Here is a 20,824-nt window from a genome sequence, read left to right as displayed (position 1 = left end):
ACCTGTATTGCGGCGAAAGGAGACGCGAATGATTTTTCCGGACATGAAAGGTCTGCCCCTGCACCGGGTGATGGTGCGCACGGTCACTGAATTCATCGACGACGAGATGTCGACCTACGCCTCGGCACTGGCCTACCAGATGCTGTTCTCGCTGTTCCCGTTCATCCTGTTTCTGATTGCCCTGATCGGTTTCCTGCACCTGCCGGACTTCTTCTCCTGGCTGCGCCTGCAGTCGGAGCTGGTGCTGCCGCCGCAAGCGCTGGAGCAGGTCAACCCGGTAATTGATCAGTTGCAGCAGTCCAAGGGCGGCTTGCTCTCGGTGGGTATCGTCATTGCCCTCTACACCGCGTCTGCCGGTGTGCGCCTGATGATGAGCGCAATGAACGCCGCTTATGATGTTGTCGAAGGCAGACCTGTCTGGAAGCGCTTCCCGTTGTCGATCGTCTACACCGTCGGCATTGCTGGCATGTTGCTGGTGGCGGCGGCGCTGATGGTGCTGGGGCCGCAGGTGATGGGCTGGATCGCCGCGCAGGTGGGGCTTGAGGAATTTATCGTCACCCTGTGGACCATCGCGCGCTGGCCGGTCATCGTGATTCTGATGATGGTCGCCGTGGCACTGATCTACTACGTGATGCCGGACGTCAAACAGGAATTTCGCTTCATCACGCCGGGTTCGGTATTGGCCGTGGTGGTGTGGATCATTGCCTCGTTGGGCTTTGCGTTTTACGTCAAAACCTTCGCCAACTACAACGCGATGTATGGCAGCATCGGGGCGATCATTGTGCTCTTGCTGTACTTCTACATTTCCGCTGCCGTGCTGCTGCTCGGCGCGGAGATGAATGCGGTGATCGAGCACATGTCGAGCGAAGGCAAGGACGCGGGCGAGAAAGTCCCCGGCGAACTCGATGAAACTCCCAAACAACACGTCTCGGGCCTGGGTCGCGATCACTCGATCAAGCCGGACACTGACGAAGCCAGATCATGATTCGTGAAATTCTTAAAATGGGCGACGAGCGCCTGCTGCGTATCGCCCCGCCGGTTCCGCCCGAAATGTTCGACAGCCCTGAGCTGTGGCAACTGATCGACGACATGTTCCAGACCATGGAAAGCGTCGGCGGTGTCGGCCTGGCCGCGCCGCAGGTCGGTGTCGATCTGCAACTGGTGATCTTCGGTTTCGAGCACAGCGAACGTTACCCGGACGCTGAAGCGGTACCGCAGACCATCCTGATCAATCCGCTGATAACGCCGCTGAATACGTTGACGGAAGAAGGTTTTGAAGGCTGCCTGTCAGTGCCCGGTTTACGGGGGGCGGTGGATCGCTTTCAGCTGATTCGCTACGAAGGCTTTGATCCGAAGGGCGAGCCGATTGTGCGGGTCGCTTCAGGTTTTCATGCACGGGTGGTGCAGCATGAATGCGACCATTTGATCGGCCGGTTGTACCCGTCGCGGATTACTGACTTCAGCAAGTTCGGTTTTACCGAAGTGATGTTCCCCGACCTTGATCCCGCAGCGGACGAATAAACCGAGTCCACAAATAATCCCCTGTGGGAGCGAGCCTGCTCGCGAATGCGGTGCATCAGTTGCAGAAACTGGTCTGACACACCGCTTTCGCGAGCAGGCTCGCTCCCACATTGGTTTTTATCCGCTTCAAGGGTTCAACCCCATCGCAATCATCGGTTTGCTCCGCGCATACCGGCTCAACCGTTCCGCCATCGCCTGGGGCAGGGCGGGGTCGACACTGAACCCGCGTCGCTCATAAAACCCGCGCAAATCCGGATGGCAGAATAGCCACACCGGCTCTGTTACATCCTTCACCGCAATGCTGATCAACTGCGCAGCAACCCCCTGCTCACGGCATTGCGGATCAACAAACAACCCCGTCAACCAACGCCCACCCGCCACCGGCCGCAGGCATAGCGCCGCAACAATGTCGCCACGTCGCGCCACCCACAGCTGCGCCTCGCGCACGGCTTTCATCGAAGATTGGTGGCGGCGGTAAAACTTGTTCATCAAGGGCCATAACGATTCGTCGAGCAGGCTGTACTGGGTGTCGGGCATGGGATCGGACTGGCGGTGGAGGAGGCGGCGATTATAAAAGAACGTGCGTCACTGGATAGGTGTATACCTGAGCCTACAGTCATGTGAGTGGAGTCATCATCATGTCCAAAGGTATGGATTCAAAGAAAGCCGCGAAGAAGAAACCGGCCAAGACCGCGATTGAGAAGCGAGCGGAGAAAAAAGCCAAGAAAGTAGACGTATTCGGTCACTGATCACGCCATTCGGGAGCCCGGTTCTCGGGCTCCTGCCTCTATCAGAAATAATTTGCCTATATCTCGCTTGCCATTGCACAAAAGCCTCCTGGAGGCTTTTTTTGTTTCTGGCTGAACCGATTTTTGTGCAAAAAATGCCAGATACTGGCCGACTAGTGGCCTTGCATCAGGCTTTGCGCTGGCTATGCTGACCCATAACTAACTATGTCGACCGTCGTGCCAGGCATGCCGAGTGCATAGGGTTAGTTCGTGATTCATGCTGCCAGAGTGCGCAACCCGAGGCACCGACACTGAACCAACAAGGAGCGTTATCTAAATGGACTTTCTTCAAAACGTTAGGGCTGGCCCTCAACCGGGCTATCAAGAGAAGGATGTCTTGATTAGAGCGTTGCTGCATGGACGCTCCGATTAATCATCATTTATCACCTGACAACTTCCTCCCGTGGAGGAATGCGTGTGCCTGTTCTGTGGAACGTAGTGGTGGATTCTGAAAGACCTGAACTTTCATCAAATCAAAAGAACGCGCGGAAGGTGATACAACCATGTTCAACCTACATCACAAGGCTGACCTGAAGGAAATCGAGCGCTTCAGCTGTGCCTTGACTGAAGCCAATGCCAAGTTGGCAGCGATCAGCCGTTCGATGGCGATGATCGAGTTCAGCCCCGATGGCATCGTTCTGGATGCCAATGAAAACTTCTGCAAGACCATGGGTTATGGCGCCGAAGAAGTGCGCGGCAAACATCACCGGATCTTTTGCGAAGAAGCGTTTTATCGCAGCGAGGAGTACGCGAAGTTATGGCGCGACCTGGCCCGGGGCGAGCCGATCAGCGGGACGTTCCTGCGTTTGGACAAGAGCGGCAAGGAGGTCTGGCTCGAAGCTAGTTACATGCCGGTCTATGGCCAGGACAAACAAGTAAAAAGTGTGATCAAAGTGGCGTCGGACATTACCGCGCGGATCAATAAGGAGCATGAAGAGGAAAGCATGCTGGCGGCGATTGGTCGCTCGATGGCGGTGATCGAGTTTACGCCGGAGGGCAATGTGATCACCGCCAACGAAAACTTTCTGAAGACCACGCAGTACACGCTCAACGAAGTCGTCGGCCACCATCACAGCATGTTCTGCCATCGGGCCGAAGCCGAGTCGGTGCAATACAAGGCATTCTGGGCCTCGCTCAATCGCGGCGAATATCACTCCCATCGCTTCGAGCGCAAAAACAAGTCCGGGCAGATGGTTTACCTCGAGGCTTCGTATAACCCGTTGTTCGACGCCAAGGGCCGCTTGTACAAAGTGGTCAAGTTCGCCAGCGACATCACCCATCAGATGACCACGTTGCAGAACGCCGCGGAATCGGCCCACAGCACTTCGGTGCAAAACGACGCCTGCGCGCAAAAAGGCTCACAGGTCGTGCAGCAAACGGTGCAGATCATTCAGGACATTTCCCGCGATCTCAACGAAGCGGCGGTCAGCATCGATGCGGTCAGCAAGCAATCGGACATCATCGGCACCATCGTTCAGACCATTCGCGGAATTGCCGATCAGACCAATTTGCTGGCGCTCAACGCGGCCATCGAAGCGGCGCGGGCCGGCGAACACGGGCGGGGTTTTGCGGTGGTCGCGGATGAGGTGCGCAGTCTTGCTGCTCGCACCAGTCAGGCGACGCTGGAGATTGTCGAGGTGGTGCGCAAGAACCATGATCTGTCGCTAAGCGCGGTATCGAGCATGCAATCGAGTCTGAGCCGCACCGGGCTTGGGGTTGAATTGGCGAACGAGGCGGGCGAGGTGATTCTGGAAATCCAGCAAGGCTCGCGGCATGTGGTAGATGCGATCAGCCAGTTCAATGAGACCCTGCAACTGAACTAGCACCGCATAAAAACTGTAGGAGCTGCGGCACGCTGCGATCTTTTGATCTTTAAATTCCAGATCAAAAGATCGCAGCGTGCCGCAGCTCCTACATCATGTTTCATGCTGCCTTGAGGTCAAAGTGCAGCAAGAAACTTGTCGCCTGTCCTTGACGTCACTGCAGTGGCTGACGATTTATGTCGCCGCCGCAGAATCCGGCAACGCCGAAGCAGGCAGACCAAACACCCGATCAAACAGCCAGTTGAAGGCAAACGTGTAGCAAGGGATGAAGATGATCAGCGCCAGATCCAGCAGGAAAGCCTGCACCAGGCTGATATTCATCCACCACGCGATCAACGGAATCAGGAACACGATCAACGTCAGTTGAAAACCGATTGCGTGGGCGATGCGTCGTTTTACGGTGCGGGTGCGTGATTGCTGACGACTTTCCCAGTGCTCGAACATCGAGGTATAGATGAAATTCCAGGTGACGGCGATGGTCGTGATGATCACCGCCAATGGCCCGGTGCTGCCCGGCGAGGTGCCCGACAACAGCGCAAGACCAAGGGCGGAAAAGGTCATGCCGATCACTTCGTAGAGCGACACATAGACCAGTTTGCGTTTGACGCCTTGCATGCAGATTTGCCTCTTTCTTGCCATTTGTTGGCCAGTGGGACTGGCGGAGACGGCGAAAGATAGCTTCAATAGGGCTGACAGAAAAAGTCAGAAGCTTTCAGTTCTATTGATAGGTTGATCCATTGAATTTCAACAGCGACAGCATTGAACTGTTCCTTGCGGTGATTGAACGCGGCTCGTTTTCCGCCGCCGCCCGCGCATTGGGCAAAGTCCCATCGGCCGTGAGCATGGGTATCGGCAACCTTGAGGCCGAACTGGGTTATTCGCTGTTTGATCGCAGCCATCGCGAACCGCAACCGACGGCAATGGCGCTTTCACTGGTCCCTCATGCCCGGCTGATCGCCGGGCAGCTCAAGCAACTGCAAGTACACGCGGTGGAGTTGTCATTGGGGCTGGAGAGCAAGTTGTCGATCGGCGTGGCTGCGGACATCGACCGTCGGCGTTTGCTGGCGGCGATCAAGGCTATTGCCGAGCGCCATCCGCTGCTCGACATCGAAGTACTGACGGCGCCGCAGGATGATGTGCTGGCGATGCTGCACAGCGGCCGCGTCAGTGTGTGTCTGGCGTTCGCCGGGTTGAGCATGAACGTGCTGGAGCGCTTTCAGTTTGTCGGCAGCGAACGGATGATCGCTACACTGGCGGCCGACAGTCCGCTACTGCAGGGCCAGGATCTGTTTCTGGAAGACCTGGTGCACGTACGGCAAATCTTCGTCGCCAGTCGTGACTTGCCGATCAGTGAGACGCGGCCATTGGTGGCTGAATCTCACTGGCGCACCGATACGCTGGAAACAGCGATGGAGATGGTCCAGGCGGGATTGGGCTGGGGCAATTTCCCGCTGTCGGTGGTGCAGTCGCGACTGGATGCCGGGCGTTTGAAACGGCTGAATTTTCGCAATATTGAAAATGGCCTGGTGCTGCCGGTGCACGCGGTTTGGCTCAAGAGCCAGCCGCTACAGAAAGGCGCATTGGCCCTCGTTGACCTGCTCAGTCACTAGAGACGGTGGAGATCCAATGTGGGAGCGAGCCTGCTCGCGAAAGCGCCGTGTCAGTCGTCAATTGCTTATCTGACACGACGCTTTCGCGAGCAGGCTCGCTCCCACCGGGATTGTAATTCAACCTTGAATTTTGCGAACACCACAAAACCTGTGGGAGCTGGCTTGCCAGCGATAGCGGTGTATCAGCCAGAAATGTATCGACTGACCGGACGCCATCGCTGGCAAGCCAGCTCCCACAGGAATTTCAGGGGTTATGTGCTTTCGCGGATCTTCAGTTCGAAGCCCATGTCTTCCACCGGCCGTGCCACCTTGTTCCCGGCCATCAACGTCAGCATCTGCTCCGCCGCGCGCCGGCCAATCGCCTCACGCGGTGTGTTGATGCTGCTCAGGCGCGGCACCATGTACTCGGACATCGGCAAGTCGTTGAAGCCCAGAATCGCCACTTGCTCAGGGATTTTGATGCCGTGGCGCAGCGCCTCCAGCAATGCGCCCTGTGCCAGATCATCGTTACCGAAGAAGATCGCATCGACATCCGGGTGCGCCGCGAGCAATTGCAGAAACAACTCGCCACCCAATCCCACTGACGAAGCGCGAGGCGTCAGCACTTCCAGATCCGGGTCATAACGCCCGGCCTTCTGTAACGCTTTGCGAAAACCTTCGCCACGCAACAACGTGCGCTGATCAAGTTGCGCACCGATGTAAGCCAGACGTTTGCGCCCTCGCGAGAGCAAATGCTCAGCCGCCGTTTCGCCGGCGCTGAGCTGGGAGAAGCCGACGCAATTCACTCCGGCGGCGCTGTCCAGTTCCATCATGTACACGCAGGGAATATTGCTGGCCTCGATCATCCGCCGCGAACTTTCGGTGCGATCAAACCCGGTCAGCAGAAACCCGCGCGGCTGATACGCCATGTAGTTGCGCAGCAGGTTTTCTTCTTCATCACGGGAGTAGTGGAAGTTACCGATCAGCACTTCAAAGCCTTTGGGCGTCAAAACCCGATGAATGGCTTCCAGCGTATCGATGAACAACAGGTTGGACAGTGACGGCACCAAAACCACCACCGAATGGCTCTGCGCCGAGGCCAGGGCACGGGCGGCAGGGTTGACCACGTAGTTGAGTTCGAGGGCGGCCTTGCGGACTTTGTCCACCAGTTCGGTGGCCACGGTGCTGACCCCGCGTAAGGCACGGGAAGCGGTAATCGGGCTGACGCCGGCAAGGCGAGCAACTTCATTAAGGGTGGGACGGCCGGTGGTGCGGGTATTTTTATCGTTTTTAGGAGTGGTCATCGGGCGGCTTGCCAAACAAAAATCAAGGCACTAAGGTAGCGCTGTCCTGATGCAGCTGCAAATGCGTAAGCGAGGTCCTGCCTGATCTTCGCTTTTTGGTGTTGGGAACAAACCTGCTGCAACCCAAAAAAACGACAAGAAGGCGTCGGCAACTTCTATCTGTGCACTAGAGTCATAGCTTGCAAAGGTAGCGCTGTCTGCGCGCTGAGGTGTTTCATGAATCATCCCATCACCGCCCTGGTCATCATGGGCGTTGCCGGTTGCGGCAAGACGTGCGTCAGCGAGGCCCTGTGCCAATTGAGCGGCGCCACTGCCATTGAAGGCGATACTTTCCATCCGGCCGCGAACATCGAAAAGATGAGCGCGGGGATCCCCCTGAACGACGACGACCGTGCCGGCTGGCTCGACAGCCTGTGCGAGGAGCTGCGTCGCGTTGACGCCTCGGGCCAGCGCCCGGTGCTGACCTGCTCGGCCCTCAAACACAGTTATCGTGAAGTTTTGCGCAGTGCTCTGCCGGGCCTGGGCTTCGTGTTCCTTGAATTGACCCCTGAAGTTGCCGCCGAGCGTGTGTCCCATCGTCCGGGCCACTTCATGCCGGCCACGCTGATCGAAAGCCAGTTCGCCACCCTCGAATCGCCCAAAGGCGAGCCGTTGACCCTGGCGTTGAACGCTTCGATCCACAGCGTCGAAGAACTGGCAGAGCAAGCTCACGTCTGGTGGCAGGCCAATGGCCTGAAACAGGCGGTATGAGTGTGTTCATGCAGACAGCGCTGTCCTTACGACTTCTGATTAACCCGCTTTAATAACAACAACAAACCAGGAGACACCCCCAATGTTTGGCATGTCCCACGACGCCTACCTGCTGCTTGATGCAGTGGTCACGGTGATCGGACTTATCATCCTGATCACCAAGTTCAAGATTCACCCTTTCATTGCCCTGACCATCGCCGCCGCATTCCTCGGCCTGACGTCCGGCATGCCGATCGGCACCATCATCAAAGCGTTCCAGGACGGCTTTGGTGGCGTGCTCGGTTTTGTCGGCATCATCCTCGCGCTGGGCACCATGCTCGGCAAAATGATGGCCGAGTCGGGCGGGGCAGATCAGATTGCCCAGACCCTGATTCGCGCGTTCGGCAAGGACAAAGTGCAGTGGGCAATGATGTTCGCCGCGTTCCTGGTGGGCATTCCGTTGTTCTTCGAAATCGGCTTCGTGCTGCTGATTCCGCTGGTGTTCATCGTTGCCCGCCGCACGGGCGTGTCGATCATCAAGATCGGTATCCCGTTGCTCGCCGGCCTGTCCGCCGTGCACGGTCTGGTGCCACCGCACCCGGGCCCGCTGCTGGCCATCGGCGTGTTCGGCGCTGACATCGGCAAGACCATTCTCTACGGTCTGATCGTTGCGCTGCCGACTGCAATCATTGCCGGGCCGATCTTCGGTACGTTCATCGCCAAGCACATTCCGGGTCACCCGAATCAGGAGCTGGTCGATCAACTGGCCCGCGAAAACGATACCGCTGTCCTGCCGAGCTTCAGCATCACCCTGATCACCGTGCTGCTGCCGGTGTTCCTGATGTTGCTGAAAACCTTCGCTGACGTGGCGTTGCCGGACGGTAACTTCTTCCGCACCTGGATGGACATGATCGGTCACCCGATCTCGGCACTGCTGCTGGCATTGCTGCTGTCGCTGTACACCTTTGGCTACAAGCAGGGCATCGGTTCCAACCAGATCCTCAAGTGGCTGGATGCGAGCCTGGCGCCAACCGCCGCGATCATCCTGATCATCGGTGCCGGCGGTGGCTTCAAGCAGATGCTGGTCACCAGCGGCGTGGGCGATGTGATCGGCCACATGGCGGTCAGCGCACAGATCTCGCCGATCCTGCTGGCATGGCTGGTGGCGGCGGTGATTCGTATTGCCACCGGTTCGGCAACTGTTGCGACCATCACTGGCGCGGGCATCGTGGTGCCGGTGGTCGGGATGGTTCCTGGCGTCAACCGTGAACTGCTGGTGCTGGCCACCGGTGCCGGTTCGTTGATCCTGTCCCACGTCAACGACGCCGGTTTCTGGCTGGTGAAGCAGTATTTCAACATGACCGTGGCCGAGACGTTCAAGACCTGGACGGCGATGGAAACCATCCTCTCGGTGGTCGCGTTGGGCTTTATCCTGCTGTTGTCGATGTTCGTTTAACAGCAAATGCCAAACACAAAAAAACCGCAGCGATGCGGTTTTTTTGTGGGTGATGATTCGTGACACAGACAAAACCAATGTGGGAGCGAGCCTGCTCGCGAATGCGATGTGTCAGTCGATATGGATTTCAGCTGACTCGACGCTTTCGCGAGCAGGCTCGCTCCCACAGGGAAGGTGTCAGGTGCTGGATTTCGGGGCTAACCCATCCGCCCGGAACATCCCGCGAATGCCGCGTACAGCCTGGCGAATGCGGTCCTGGTTTTCGATCAGCGCGAAGCGCACGTGATCATCGCCATACTCACCAAACCCCACCCCCGGCGAGACGCAAACCTTGGCCTCGGACAGCAGTTTCTTGGCGAATTCCAGCGAACCCAGATGCGCATAAGCCTCAGGGATTTTCGCCCAGACGTACATCGAAGCCTTCGGGTTTTCGACCATCCAGCCCAGTTCATGCAGGCCTTTGACCAGCACATTACGGCGCTGGCGATATTGCTCGGCGATGTCTTTCACGCACTGCTGATCGCCTTCCAGCGCAGCAATGGCGGCGACTTGCAGTGGGGTGAAAGTGCCGTAGTCGTGATAGCTCTTGATCCGCGCCAAGGCGTTGACCATTTCTGGATTGCCGACCATGAAACCGATGCGCCAACCGGCCATGTTGTAGCTCTTGGACAGGGTGAAAAACTCCACCGCGATGTCTTTGGCGCCCGGCACTTGCATGATCGACGGGGCTTTCCAGCCGTCGTAGACGATGTCGGCGTAAGCCAGATCGTGGATGACCAGCACGTCGTATTGCTTGGCGAGGGCGATCACCCGTTCGAAGAAATCCAGTTCCACGCACTGCGCAGTCGGGTTCGACGGGAAGCCGAGGATCATCATCTTCGGCTTCGGGATCGAGCCGCGAATCGCCCGTTCCAGTTCGTCGAAGAAGTCCACGCCCGGCACCAGCGGTACAGAACGCACCTGAGCGCCGGCAATTACCGCGCCGTAGATGTGAATCGGGTAGCTGGGGTTTGGCACCAGTACGGTGTCGCCCTGATCCAGGGTCGCCAGCATCAGATGCGCCAGGCCTTCCTTGGAACCGATGGTGACAATGGCTTCGCTTTCCGGGTCGATATCGACCTCGTAGCGTTGCTTGTACCAATTGGAAATCGCCCGACGCAGACGCGGAATGCCCTTGGACGTGGAATAACCGTGGGTGTCGTCACGCTGGGCGACTTGCACGAGTTTTTCGACAATGTGCGGCGGCGTGGCCCCGTCGGGGTTGCCCATGCTCAAGTCGATGATGTCTTCACCACGACGCCGCGCGGCCATCTTCAGCTCGGCGGTGATGTTGAAAACGTAAGGGGGGAGTCGATCTATGCGCGCAAAGCGGCGCGGCGAACCTTGTTCAGCCATTGTTGCCTCGGATAACGTAAGCGCCCGGAACCGTCCGAGCGACGCTGGTCACTGCGGTGACCTGTTGGCGAAGATAAGGGCTGCGATGGCAGACTGTCCAGCCTGCGCGTAAACAAATTTTTCCAAGGAAATCGGTTGATGGAATTCACCAGCGGCTTTTTGCTGAGCCTCTCGCTGTGCCTGGATATCGGCGTGGCCAACATCGCAATGATCACGCTGGCCATGCAGCGCGGTTATTTTCAGGGCTTCGCGCTGGGCCTCGGCACCTGTGTCGGCGATCTGATTTACGCGGTGCTGGCGCTCGCCGGGATGACCGTGTTGCTGCAATACGAAACCGTGCGCTGGGTGCTGTGGATCGGCGGTTCGGCACTGCTGATCTACTTTGCGGCGAAGATGATCTATTCGGCAATCCATCACGAGGCGCTACTGGCCGAGACGGCGGAGGTAGGGCAGAACTCTCATCGCAAGGAATTCTTGCGGGGGATCTTCCTCGCCATGTCCTCGCCGAGCGCGATTCTCTGGTTCGCTGCGGTAGGAGGCACGTTGATCGCCCGCTCGGGCGGGGGCGGGCCTTTGAGTTCGGCGTTGTTTCTCGGTGGGTTTCTGTGCGCCGGGCTGTTGTGGTCGGCCGGTTTGTGCTTCGCCGCAAGCCATGGTGGCAAGCTCCTGGGCGATAAGCTGCTGCGCTACTCCTATATGGCATCTGCAGCGATATTCTGCTATTTCGCGGTGTACGTGATCGTATCTGGCTACAACGAGTTTGTCGGGTCAGGTGCGGCCGAGGCCCTGCATACGCTCTGATGTTGCGAATCGGGTTTGGCTTCTATACTCCCAGCCGAACCCACTTTTTTCGTTCCAGGAGTCGAGTCATGGATGAGCAAACACGCGTCGAAGTGGCAGAACCTCGCTTCGAACATGGACAATTCCTGCTGATAGCAGGGCTTGGCGGACGATTTACTCAGGACACCACCGATGGCATCCCCGAGCTGTGGGAAAAATTCATCCCGCATCTGGGCAAGATTCCGGGACAAAAGAACGAAGTGACGTTCGGCGTCTGCTGCAATGCGGACGGCAAGGGTGGTTTCGAATACATCGCCGGGGTCGAGATCAGCAAACTCGATGACCTGCCGGATCAGTACCGTTGGATCGAAGTGCAACCGCAGGATTACGCGGTGTTCGAGCACAAAGGTTCACTGGATCAGTTGCCAGAGACCTTCCAGTACATCTGGAAAACCTGGCTGCCGCAGTCCGGACGCGAAGCCGCCGATGCGCCGGAGTTCGAACGCTACAGTGAGGATTTCAACCCCAAACTGCATACCGGCACGCTGGAAATCTGGCTGCCGCTCAAGGCCTGACGCACGTTGACTGGACGGATCGGCGATCCGTCCATCAACGCTTTCAGCCGCGCTTGCCCTTGCCCACACGTCGCGCCCGCAACAGGTCGATGCCCAGGGTTATAAAGCCGAATGTACTGATGCCCAACACCATCAACAGGCCGATTTCTACGCTGCTCATAAACGGTTTCCCCCAAGGGTAATCAGAGACACACCACAGAAATAGCCGCCCGCGAGGCGCAAGAAAAGCGCTTATACGCAGGCTTTACGCCGCCCGCGCGGATCGATATGCAGTCCTTATTCCTTTATGCTTTGCGCACTTTTCCCGCTGATTTCCGAGCTGCCATGAACACCGTTATCCGCAACGTCACCGCCACTGACCTGGATCGCTGCTACGCCATCGAAACCGTTGCCTACGAAGGCGATGAAGCCGCCACCCGCGAAAAGATCGCCACGCGCATTGCGACCTGGCCGGAAGGCTTCATCGTTGCCGAGGTCGATGGCGAGGTCGCCGGGTTCGTCAACTCGGGCGCGGCGTTCGATGTGCAGATGTCGGACGAGGCGTTCAAGGAACTGATCGGGCATGATCCGGCGGGGCCGAACGTGGTGATCATGTCGGTGGTGGTACACCCGGATTATCAGGGGCAGGGCCTGGCCAAGCGCTTGCTGGCCGAGTTCATCGAGCGCATGCGCGGGATGGATAAAGCGACGATTCATTTGATGTGCAAGGAAAAGCATATCCCGCTGTATGCCGGGTTCGGCTTTGCCTACATCAAACCGTCGGAGTCGGATCACGGCGGGATGGCGTGGCACGAGATGATTCTGACTCTGTAAATACTTCCCCCTATAGGAGCTGCCGAAGGCTGCGATCTTTTGATCTTGCTTGTAAAAAACACGATCAAAAGATCGCAGCCTTTGGCAGCTCCTACATGGAGGGGCGTGGTGCGTCAGTAAAGGCTATCGCGGACCCTGATCGGCGCTTCGCGGTCGTACGTGTCGGCGTCGAATTGCCCATCGTTCAGGCGTTTATGAAAGGCGCCAGCCGTGGGCAGTGCCGAGCGCGGCAGATGCGTTTCCGGGTTCCACGCGTCCGAGCGCACAAACGCTTTCGAACAATGGAAAAACGCCGCTTCCACCGTCACCAGCAAAACCGTTTTCGCCGGTTTGCCGTTCACCGCAAAACTCTCCAGCAACGTCGGATCAGCGCTGATGGTGGCCGTGCCGTTGACCCGCAGTGTCTCGCCAATCCCCGGAATGATGAACAGCAGCGACACCCGTGGATCGTGCAGCACATTGCGCAAGGTATCGATGCGGTTGTTGCCCGGGCGGTCCGGCAGGGCCAGCGTGCGTTCATCGACGATCCGCACAAACCCCGGGGCATCACCGCGCGGCGAATTGTCGAGACCATCGACACCCACCGAGCTGACGATCACCAGCGGCGAGACCCGCACCATCGCCTGATAGTCTTCGTTGAGAAAAGTGATCTGCTTGCGCACCGCACGTTCGTGCGGCAATCCGTAAATAGCTTCCAGTGCTTCGATTGAATCGATCATCGTGCATCCCCTCGATGACTTAAAAAAACAGACCCATGCGCCGCTCGTAACCGATTCGGCCCTTGTACGCTTCGCCGCTGTCGACGTAGCCGTGTTTGGCGTACAGCGCGATGGCAGCCTCGTTGTCGGCGTCCACCGACAGTTCCAGTCCCTTGATCTCCGGCCAGGCCTGGCGCGCAACCTCGGGCAACGCATGCAGACACGCCTTGCCGTAACCCTTGCCCTGCGCCCGGCGATCGACCTGCAACGCATGCAGCGTGGCGCTGTGTTCATCGGCCCATGCCGGTAACACCGGCGGACGCTTGAGCAGCAGGAACGCCACCGGCACCTCATCGGCCAGCAGTGCAAAACCCTTCACGCCAGGGCCGGGTTTCGACAGCAAGGTGTGCAGGGCGCCGTGGATGTCGCCGGAGAACTTGATTTGCTCGGGGTGGATTTCAATCGCCTCGACTTGCTCACGCTGCTGGGCGTTCAGGCTGTCGTACGGCACGAGTTGGGCTGACACGGGAATTTCCTTTTTCCTACAAAGATGAGCCTCGGATTCTAGCGACTTTGCTTCCTTCGGAATTTTTTTGTTTCGCCTGTCGATCTGCCGACGTGCCGAACGACTAAGGGTGTCTTTCCAACAAAAATCACGGAGAACACCATGAACGCACAAGCTGACATCCAAACTCTGATCAATACCTACCGCGACGCCGTCATGACCAAGGACGTGGAGAAAGTCATGGCGTTGTATGCCGATGACATCGTCTCGTTCGACGCGATCAAGGCCCTGCAATTCAAGGGCAAACCGGCCTACCGCGCGCATTGGGTGGACTGCATGCAAATGTGCCCCGGGCCGCACATCTTCGAGTTTCAGGAAGTCGTCATCGAAACCGCCGACAACATCGCCTTCGCCCACTGGGTCGCCAATTGCGGTGGTACCAACGAGAAGGGTGAAACCCAAAGTTGCTGGATGCGCGTCACCGCCTGCTATCGGCAGGTCGGCGGCGCGTGGCGGATTGCCCATGAACACTGGTCGGCACCGTTTGATCCGATGAGCGGCGCCACGCTGTTCGATGTGCAACCGTGATCTTCAGCCATAGTTGATCCGTTCGAATCAGGAGAGCGCCATGAAATATCTATGCCTGGTCTACAGCGATGAACGCCTGCTGCATTCGTCGCCCGACAGTCCCGAAGACGCTGAATGCTGGGCCTATGCCGAGTCGATTCAGGGCAGCGGGCGGATGGTTGCCGCCGAGGCGTTGGAGTCGGTGCAGACCGCCACCACGGTGCGAATGCGCAACGGCAAATTGTCGATCACCGATGGGCCGTTCGCCGAAACCAAGGAGCAACTGGCCGGCTTCTACCTGATCGACGCCAAGGATCTCAACGAAGCGATTCAGGTCGCCGGGAACATCCCGGCAGCCCGAGTGGGCAGCGTTGAAGTGCGCCCCGTGCGGCAGTTGAATGTCTGAGGTCGCGGCGCGGGTCGAGCAGGTGTATCGCGAAGACTCGCGGCGGATTCTGGCGACATTGATCCGCCTGCTCGGCGATTTTGACCTTGCCGAAGAAGCCTTGCACGAGGCGTTCTTCGTCGCGGTCGAGCGTTGGCAGTGTGACGGCGTGCCGGACAATCCGCGCACCTGGCTGGTGTCGACCGGGCGCTTCAAGGCAATCGACGTGCTACGCCGCCGTGCACGCTTCAAAGCCTCGCAGCCATTGTTGCTGGCGCAACTCGAAGAGCTCGAAGATGCCGACTGGAGCGACGAAGACGTGGAAGACGATCGCCTGCGGCTGATCTTCACCTGCTGTCACCCGGCGCTGGCGGCGGATGCGCAAGTGCCGCTGACCTTGCGTGAAGTCTGCGACCTCACCACCGAGGAAATCGCCCGCGCCTTTCTCTCGGCGCCGGCGGCCATTGCCCAGCGCATCGTGCGCGCAAAAGCCAAGATCCGTGACGCGAAAATCCCTTATCAAGTCCCCAGCCTGAGCGAACTGCCCGAGCGTCTGGACAGTGTGTTGCGGGTGATTTATCTGGTGTTTAACGAGGGCTATTCGGCGTCGATGGGTGCTGAGCTGACTCGCGAGGACCTGACCCGTGAAGCGATCCGGCTCGGGCGACTGCTGATGGAATTGTTGCCGGAGCCCGAGGTGATGGGGTTGCTGGCATTGATGCTGCTGCACGAGTCCCGGCGTCCGGCGCGCACTTCTCCCGATGGCGAATTGGTGCTGTTGGACGATCAGGATCGCTCGCAGTGGGATGCTGAGTTGATCGCTGAAGGTTGTGCGTTGGTGGAACGGGCGCTGACCACACGACGATTCGGGCCGTACTGTCTGCAAGCGGCGATTGCCGCCGTGCACGCCGAGGCGCCAACCGCCGAGGAAACCGATTGGCAGCAGATCGTCGGGCTGTATGACGTGCTGTTGCGGGCGATGCCTTCCCCGGTGATCGAGTTGAATCGCGCGGTGGCGGTAGCCAAACGAGATGGGGCGTTGGCGGGGTTGACGTTGATTGAAGAGATTCTGGATCGCGGCGAATTGCAGGACTACCACTTGGCGCATTCGGCGCGGGCGGAGTTTTGTCGGCAGTTGGGCCGGGTCGAGGAGGCGCGGGTGGCTTATTTGCGGGCGTTGGAGTTAACCCGGCAAGAGCCTGAACGGCGGTTCATCGAGGCGCGCTTAAACCAACTACCGACACCCAACCCCCTGTAGGAACTACCGAAGGATGCAATCTTTTGATGTTGATTTTCTTCAATCAACAACAAGATCAAAAGATCGCAGCCTTCGGCAGCTCCTACATGGGTTGCAACTGTAGGAGCTGCGGCACGCTGCGATCTTTTGATCTATTCCAGCATCTTGCTCAGCAACCAGCTCCCCGCCGGCCCCGGCGGATATAGCCGCGACCACAAGGCATCGACAAACACCGGTTTCGGCCAGCCGCGCACTGTCAGCTCCACCAGCGTGCCATTGCCGAAACGCCCCACCAGCCAGCGCGGCAACGGCGCCCAGCCGAAACCCATTTCGGCCATTTCCATCAGCATCAGATAACTCGGTGCCGACCACACCCGGCCCTTGGCGCGACTGTCGTAGGGATTGACGATCGTCGCCAGACGCAACTCGCGATGCTGCTCCAGGATTGGCTGGTCGACGTTTTCCAGTGTCGCCAGCGCATGTCCGCGACTGACGAACAGGGCGATATCGGTGCGCTCGGCCACAGTCGAGGTCACCAGGTCCGGCGGGTAATTGTCCTGCATCTCGGCAAACGCCAGATGCGCCCGACCGCGCTGCACCAGTTCGATCAAGTCATCGCATTCGGCAATCAGGCATTCGAGTTCCAGATCCGGATAGCGCTGTTCAAAACCGAACAGCGCCGCTTCGAAACGCGCGGATTGATAAGTGTCGGAAATCGCCACGGTCAATTTCGGCTCAACGCCTTGGGACAATTGCCGCGCGGTCATTTCCAGGCGACTGTTGGCCGTAAGAATCGCCTCGGCGCGTTGCAGCATGACGTGGCCGGCAGGCGTCAGCGTCGGTTTGCGGCTGCTGCGATCAAACAACACCAGGTCCAGATCAATCTCCAGACTCGCCACCGCCGCACTGATCGTCGACTGACTGCGCCCGAGTTTGCGCGCCGCCGCCGAAAACGATCCCTGGGTCGCCGCTTGGACGAATGCCAAAAGCACTTCTTGCGATGCCATGAACTATCGCCTTAATCGATGGTTATTGGTTTTGAAGTATCGATGCGAGGATGGATCATGGCAACCATCTTCACTCAAGGAGTCAGGCCATGACTGCCCAAAAATCCATCACTGAACGCATCTTCCAGGCTGTTGGTTTCGAATTGCTGGCGATTCTGATCTGCACGCCACTGCTGGCGTGGATCATGAAAAAACCGATGCTTGAAATGGGCGCGGTGACGGTGCTGATCGCGATGCTGGCGCTGGGCTGGAACGTGGTCTTCAACCGGTTTTTCGACCGCATGCTCGAGCGCATGAATGTTGCCCACAACGCCTGGGTGCGGGTCGTTCACGCCTTGCTGTTCGAGGGTGGTTTGATCGTGATGGGTGTGCCGCTGATTGCCTGGTGGCTGTCGGTCAGCCTGTGGCAGGCGTTCTTGCTGGACATCGGCGTGTTGCTGTTTTTTCTGCCGTACACCTATGTGTATCACTGGGGCTACGACGTACTGCGCGAGCGCTTCCTGATGCGCAACGCCTGCCAGGGCTAACCCTCATTTTCGTGTAGGAGCTACCGAAGGCTGCGATCTTTTGATTTTGATCTAAAAAAGATCAAAAGATCGCAGCCTTCGGCAGCTCCTGCAGTGGGATTATTTCGGTTAGAAGATCTGGGTGAACAGCCAGTAGAGGCTACCCGACAGCAGGATCGCCGCCGGCAGCGTCAGCACCCACGCCATCAGCAGATTACGGATAGTCCTCATCTGCAATCCACCGCCATTGGCGACCATAGTCCCGGCCACGCCCGAGGACAGGACATGCGTCGTCGAAACCGGCAAACCAAACGTGTCCGCTGCACCAATAGTCAGCATCGCCACGGTTTCCGCCGAGGCGCCTTGCGCGTAGGTCAGGTGGGTGTTGCCGATCTTCTCGCCCACCGTCACCACGATGCGTTTCCAGCCGACCATGGTGCCGAGCCCCAATGCGATAGCAACGGCGATCTTCACCCACAGCGGGATAAACCGCGTGGCGTTGTCGATCTGTTGCTTGAACAGTTGCAGCTTGCCTGCGGTGTCGGCGTCGAAGTTGCCGACCTTGTTCTTGTCCATCAGGCGAATCGATTCGCTGGCCAGGTACATGTCATTACGCACGTTGCCCATCGCCTCGGCCGGGACTTTCGCCAGCGAACCGTAGCCTTTGACTTCCTCGCCGATGTGCCCGGTGAGGGCGGCGAGGGCGGGGATCAGTTGCGGCGTGGCTTCCTTGCTGCGCACGTAATCCGAGAGGATCGGGCGCGGATCGGCAGGTGCCGGCTGCGGCGCACTTTTCACCAGGGCTTGTTGGGTGACTTGCGCCACGGCGGCGAACTGCAGCGATTGTTCTTCGGGCATGGTGCGGTTCAATGCATAGGCCATCGGCAAGGTGCCGACCAGAATCAGCATGATCAGGCCCATGCCTTTCTGGCCGTCGTTGGAGCCGTGGGCGAACGATACGCCGGTGCACGTCAGGATCAGCAGACCACGAATCCACCATGGCGGCGGGGTGTTGCCTTTCGGTGCCTTGTACAGCGCGCGGTTCTTCACGAATGCGCGCAATGCCAGCAGCAACAGCGCCGCACAACCGAAACCCACCAGCGGTGAAAGCAGCAACGCATAACCAATCTTGGTGGCCTGCGCCCAATCGACACCGCTGGTGCCGTCGCGGCCATGCATCAAGGCATTGGCCACGCCGACGCCGATGATCGAACCGATCAAAGTGTGCGACGACGAGGCCGGTAAACCCAGCCACCACGTGCCTAGGTTCCACAGGATCGCTGCGATCAACAGGGCGAAGATCATCGCGAAACCAGCAGACGAACCGACCTGCAGAATCAGCTCCACCGGCAGCAGTGCGATGATGCCGAATGCCACCGCACCGCTCGAAAGCAACACGCCGAGGAAGTTGAAGAACCCCGACCAGACCACCGCAACATTCGGCGGCAGCGAGTGGGTGTAGATCACCGTAGCCACGGCGTTGGCGGTGTCGTGGAAACCATTGACGAACTCAAAACCCAGCGCAATCACCAACGCCACGCCGAGTAGCAGAAATGGCGTCCAGGTGGTGACCGTCGTGCCGAGCTCCTGCACGTCGTGCATCAGACTGTAGGCGGTGAACAGCATCCCCATGGCCAGCACTGCGAAAAACAATACGTAAGTGAACGGGCTGGTTTTCTTGTCGAGGGAGGGCCTGCCGCTGGCGGCGGACGATGGGCTGGCGGTCAGGGAGGGAGTAGCCATGAGAGGACAATCCTGAGCGAGGGAAGGAATGTTGCCCATGATCGTTGCAGAATGTTACAGAGAGACTGCCTCAGGTCAGTGTTTGGATGAATCGCTGGAGGCAAAGTCAAAAGATCGCAGCCTTCGGCAGCTCCTGCAGTGGCAGTGTAGGAGCTGCCGAAGGCTGCGATCTTTTGATCTTAATAATCTCCACGCTTACGAAACGCCCACCGCCCCGCAATCACCGTAAACGTCGCCACCAGCGCGACCAGTATCCAGAACCCATGCGCGTCCTGCGACAGCGGCACGCCGCCGACATTCATCCCGAAGAAACCGGCAATGATGTTGATCGGCAGCGCCAGCACCGTCACCACGGTCAGGGTAAAGAGCGTGCGGTTGCTCTGTTCGTTGAGGTTGGCGGCGATTTCTTCCTGCAACAGTTTGATGCGCTCGCCGAGGGCCGTGAGGTCATTGATGATCAGCGCAAACTCCTCGGTGGATTTGCGCAGTTCCTTGACGTCCTCCTTCTGCAACCACGGCGGCGGGCGGTTGAGCAGGCGCAGTAACGAACCCGGCTCCAGTGCCAGCAGCCGTTGCAATCTCACCAGCACTCGGCGGTTGGCACCGAGTTCGGCGCGGTTGGTCGACAGGCGCGAGGAGAGCAACTCGTCTTCGACCGTATCAACGCTCATGCTGGTCTTGCGCACGATCTGCGTCAGCACTTCGCCCTGATCGCGCAGCAGGTGCACGAGCAATTCCGAGGGCGAACGAAAACGCTCGCCGGCCTTCACCGACGAGCGCAATTTATCCACCGAGTGCAGCGGTTGCAGGCGCGCACTGACGATCAGTTTGCTGCGCACGCACACCCACAACGTCGACACGTCCGACGACACCATGCTGCTGAGGTTGAACACCACATCGTTGACCACTGCCAGCAACGCCGAGTCAACGTGCTCGATGCGCGTCGAGCGCGAACCTTCGTGCAGTGCCTCGAAAAATTCTTCGGGTAATTGCAGATGGCTTTTCATCCAGCGTTCGCATGCCGCGTGGGCCAGGTTCAGATGCAGCCAGAGGAATTCGCCGCTGTCGTTGTCGTCTTGCAGGCAACGCAATGCAGTTGTCGAGTCGACTTCGCGACCCCGTTCGCCGGGCAGGAAACGAAAGCCGTAAAGCAAACCGAACAGGTCCGGATCGCGATGGCTGATATCGAGGCTGTGGTTCATGGAGGCTCGCTGCGAGGAGGGCGCTGGGCGGGATTTTCAGATTCACCTGTGCCGAATCATCGCAATGTCACATGACGTTTGTGTGATAGCTAAATGACGTCAAATCAAAGTGTTACCGGCGGTCGGGATTTGTTCAAGAAGCGCTCTGGCGCGCCGATCTCAGGTGAGTTAGGTTGCGCGCCACTGGCCGTTGGCCGAGGT

22 protein-coding genes and 1 pseudogene are annotated in these 20,824 nt (G+C 58.6%); 14 read left to right on the top strand and 9 right to left on the bottom strand.

Going from position 1 to position 20,824, the window contains the following annotated elements:
* The first annotated feature begins 28 nt into the window (after nt 1-28).
* Complete coding sequence (locus tag JJD74_RS05965; protein WP_200612258.1) at nt 29-985, top strand: YihY/virulence factor BrkB family protein; 957 nt, start codon at nt 29-31, stop codon at nt 983-985.
* Nucleotides 982-1,521 carry a peptide deformylase gene (def, locus tag JJD74_RS05960; protein ID WP_042560589.1) on the top strand — a complete coding sequence of 180 codons (540 nt, stop codon included), beginning with the start codon at nt 982-984 and terminating at the stop codon, nt 1,519-1,521. Before JJD74_RS05965 ends, def begins: the two co-directional genes overlap by 4 nt.
* 126 nt (nt 1,522-1,647) lie before the next feature.
* On the opposite strand, the gene JJD74_RS05955 is transcribed toward def, so the two are convergent.
* Complete coding sequence (locus tag JJD74_RS05955; RefSeq protein WP_042560588.1) at nt 1,648-2,058, bottom strand: GNAT family N-acetyltransferase; 411 nt, start codon at nt 2,056-2,058, stop codon at nt 1,648-1,650.
* A gap of 754 nt (nt 2,059-2,812) precedes the next feature.
* Here JJD74_RS05955 and JJD74_RS31360 point away from each other — a divergent pair.
* Both JJD74_RS31360 and JJD74_RS31355 read left to right on the top strand, forming a co-directional pair.
* Nucleotides 2,813-3,589 (top strand): annotated as a pseudogene (locus JJD74_RS31360) (PAS domain-containing protein); the annotation flags it as partial.
* A gap of 3 nt (nt 3,590-3,592) precedes the next feature.
* On the top strand, nt 3,593-4,132 hold the full coding sequence (locus JJD74_RS31355; protein ID WP_224787096.1) for a methyl-accepting chemotaxis protein: 540 nt from the start codon (nt 3,593-3,595) through the stop codon (nt 4,130-4,132).
* Nucleotides 4,133-4,306: 174 nt separating this feature from the next.
* Here JJD74_RS31355 and JJD74_RS05945 read toward each other — a convergent pair whose 3' ends face one another.
* Nucleotides 4,307-4,747, bottom strand: a complete 441-nt coding sequence (locus JJD74_RS05945) for a PACE efflux transporter (protein WP_042560586.1) — start codon at nt 4,745-4,747, stop codon at nt 4,307-4,309.
* Between the two features lie 122 nt (nt 4,748-4,869).
* Between JJD74_RS05945 and JJD74_RS05940 the strand changes: the two genes are divergently transcribed.
* Nucleotides 4,870-5,742, top strand: a complete 873-nt coding sequence (locus JJD74_RS05940; RefSeq protein WP_200612253.1) for a LysR family transcriptional regulator — start codon at nt 4,870-4,872, stop codon at nt 5,740-5,742.
* Between the two features lie 251 nt (nt 5,743-5,993).
* On the opposite strand, the gene JJD74_RS05935 is transcribed toward JJD74_RS05940, so the two are convergent.
* The gene (locus JJD74_RS05935) at nt 5,994-7,025 is read right to left on the bottom strand and encodes a LacI family DNA-binding transcriptional regulator (RefSeq protein WP_200612250.1); all 1,032 of its coding nucleotides are present in this window, start codon (nt 7,023-7,025) and stop codon (nt 5,994-5,996) included.
* A gap of 216 nt (nt 7,026-7,241) precedes the next feature.
* Between JJD74_RS05935 and JJD74_RS05930 the strand changes: the two genes are divergently transcribed.
* Nucleotides 7,242-7,775 (top strand): gluconokinase, encoded by a 534-nt coding sequence (locus tag JJD74_RS05930; RefSeq protein WP_200612247.1) that lies wholly within the window; start codon nt 7,242-7,244, stop codon nt 7,773-7,775.
* Nucleotides 7,776-7,857: 82 nt separating this feature from the next.
* Nucleotides 7,858-9,210: a GntT/GntP/DsdX family permease gene (locus JJD74_RS05925; RefSeq protein ID WP_042560582.1), complete on the top strand. Its 1,353-nt coding sequence runs from the start codon at nt 7,858-7,860 to the stop codon at nt 9,208-9,210.
* A 177-nt stretch (nt 9,211-9,387) separates the two neighbouring features.
* Here the strand turns inward: JJD74_RS05925 and alaC are convergent, their stop codons facing one another.
* On the bottom strand, nt 9,388-10,605 hold the full coding sequence (gene alaC / locus JJD74_RS05920) for an alanine transaminase (protein ID WP_200612246.1): 1,218 nt from the start codon (nt 10,603-10,605) through the stop codon (nt 9,388-9,390).
* A gap of 138 nt (nt 10,606-10,743) precedes the next feature.
* On the opposite strand from alaC, the gene JJD74_RS05915 reads away from it, so the two are divergent.
* The 3 genes from JJD74_RS05915 (at nt 10,744) to JJD74_RS05905 (ending at nt 12,773) form a co-directional block, all read left to right on the top strand.
* Nucleotides 10,744-11,406 (top strand): LysE family translocator, encoded by a 663-nt coding sequence (locus JJD74_RS05915; protein WP_042560580.1) that lies wholly within the window; start codon nt 10,744-10,746, stop codon nt 11,404-11,406.
* Between the two features lie 68 nt (nt 11,407-11,474).
* Nucleotides 11,475-11,960 (top strand): GyrI-like domain-containing protein, encoded by a 486-nt coding sequence (locus tag JJD74_RS05910; protein WP_042560579.1) that lies wholly within the window; start codon nt 11,475-11,477, stop codon nt 11,958-11,960.
* Nucleotides 11,961-12,284: 324 nt separating this feature from the next.
* Nucleotides 12,285-12,773: a GNAT family N-acetyltransferase gene (locus JJD74_RS05905; protein ID WP_200612244.1), complete on the top strand. Its 489-nt coding sequence runs from the start codon at nt 12,285-12,287 to the stop codon at nt 12,771-12,773.
* Between the two features lie 113 nt (nt 12,774-12,886).
* On the opposite strand, the gene JJD74_RS05900 is transcribed toward JJD74_RS05905, so the two are convergent.
* Both JJD74_RS05900 and JJD74_RS05895 read right to left on the bottom strand, forming a co-directional pair.
* Nucleotides 12,887-13,492, bottom strand: coding sequence for a pyridoxamine 5'-phosphate oxidase family protein (locus tag JJD74_RS05900; protein ID WP_042560577.1), 606 nt, complete (start codon nt 13,490-13,492; stop codon nt 12,887-12,889).
* 19 nt (nt 13,493-13,511) lie between these two features.
* On the bottom strand, nt 13,512-13,997 hold the full coding sequence (locus JJD74_RS05895) for a GNAT family N-acetyltransferase (protein WP_042560576.1): 486 nt from the start codon (nt 13,995-13,997) through the stop codon (nt 13,512-13,514).
* A 141-nt stretch (nt 13,998-14,138) separates the two neighbouring features.
* Between JJD74_RS05895 and JJD74_RS05890 the strand changes: the two genes are divergently transcribed.
* Genes JJD74_RS05890 through JJD74_RS05880 form a run of 3 tightly spaced genes read left to right on the top strand, consistent with a single transcriptional unit; the run spans nt 14,139 to nt 16,186 of the window.
* Nucleotides 14,139-14,564, top strand: coding sequence for a YybH family protein (locus JJD74_RS05890; RefSeq protein WP_200612235.1), 426 nt, complete (start codon nt 14,139-14,141; stop codon nt 14,562-14,564).
* A gap of 40 nt (nt 14,565-14,604) precedes the next feature.
* Nucleotides 14,605-14,949 carry a YciI family protein gene (locus JJD74_RS05885; protein WP_008081988.1) on the top strand — a complete coding sequence of 115 codons (345 nt, stop codon included), beginning with the start codon at nt 14,605-14,607 and terminating at the stop codon, nt 14,947-14,949.
* Nucleotides 14,942-16,186 (top strand): RNA polymerase sigma factor, encoded by a 1,245-nt coding sequence (locus JJD74_RS05880; protein ID WP_200612216.1) that lies wholly within the window; start codon nt 14,942-14,944, stop codon nt 16,184-16,186. The genes JJD74_RS05885 and JJD74_RS05880 overlap by 8 nt, the downstream gene beginning before the upstream one ends.
* Before the next feature lie 131 nt (nt 16,187-16,317).
* Here JJD74_RS05880 and JJD74_RS05875 read toward each other — a convergent pair whose 3' ends face one another.
* Entirely contained in the window at nt 16,318-17,172 is an 855-nt protein-coding gene (locus JJD74_RS05875) for a LysR family transcriptional regulator (RefSeq protein ID WP_042560573.1), read from the bottom strand.
* A gap of 89 nt (nt 17,173-17,261) precedes the next feature.
* Here JJD74_RS05875 and JJD74_RS05870 point away from each other — a divergent pair, with 89 nt between their 5' ends.
* On the top strand, nt 17,262-17,699 hold the full coding sequence (locus JJD74_RS05870) for a multidrug/biocide efflux PACE transporter (RefSeq protein ID WP_150616117.1): 438 nt from the start codon (nt 17,262-17,264) through the stop codon (nt 17,697-17,699).
* A 108-nt stretch (nt 17,700-17,807) separates the two neighbouring features.
* Here the strand turns inward: JJD74_RS05870 and JJD74_RS05865 are convergent, their stop codons facing one another.
* Both JJD74_RS05865 and JJD74_RS05860 read right to left on the bottom strand, forming a co-directional pair.
* Complete coding sequence (locus JJD74_RS05865; protein WP_442793278.1) at nt 17,808-19,310, bottom strand: inorganic phosphate transporter; 1,503 nt, start codon at nt 19,308-19,310, stop codon at nt 17,808-17,810.
* 290 nt (nt 19,311-19,600) lie between these two features.
* Nucleotides 19,601-20,623: a transporter gene (locus JJD74_RS05860; protein ID WP_042560570.1), complete on the bottom strand. Its 1,023-nt coding sequence runs from the start codon at nt 20,621-20,623 to the stop codon at nt 19,601-19,603.
* Nucleotides 20,624-20,824 lie beyond the last annotated feature (201 nt).

The organism is Pseudomonas sp. MF6776, assembly GCF_016613125.1.
Lineage (GTDB): Bacteria > Pseudomonadota > Gammaproteobacteria > Pseudomonadales > Pseudomonadaceae > Aquipseudomonas > Aquipseudomonas iridis.
This window is presented reverse-complemented; position numbering and strand designations above follow the sequence as displayed.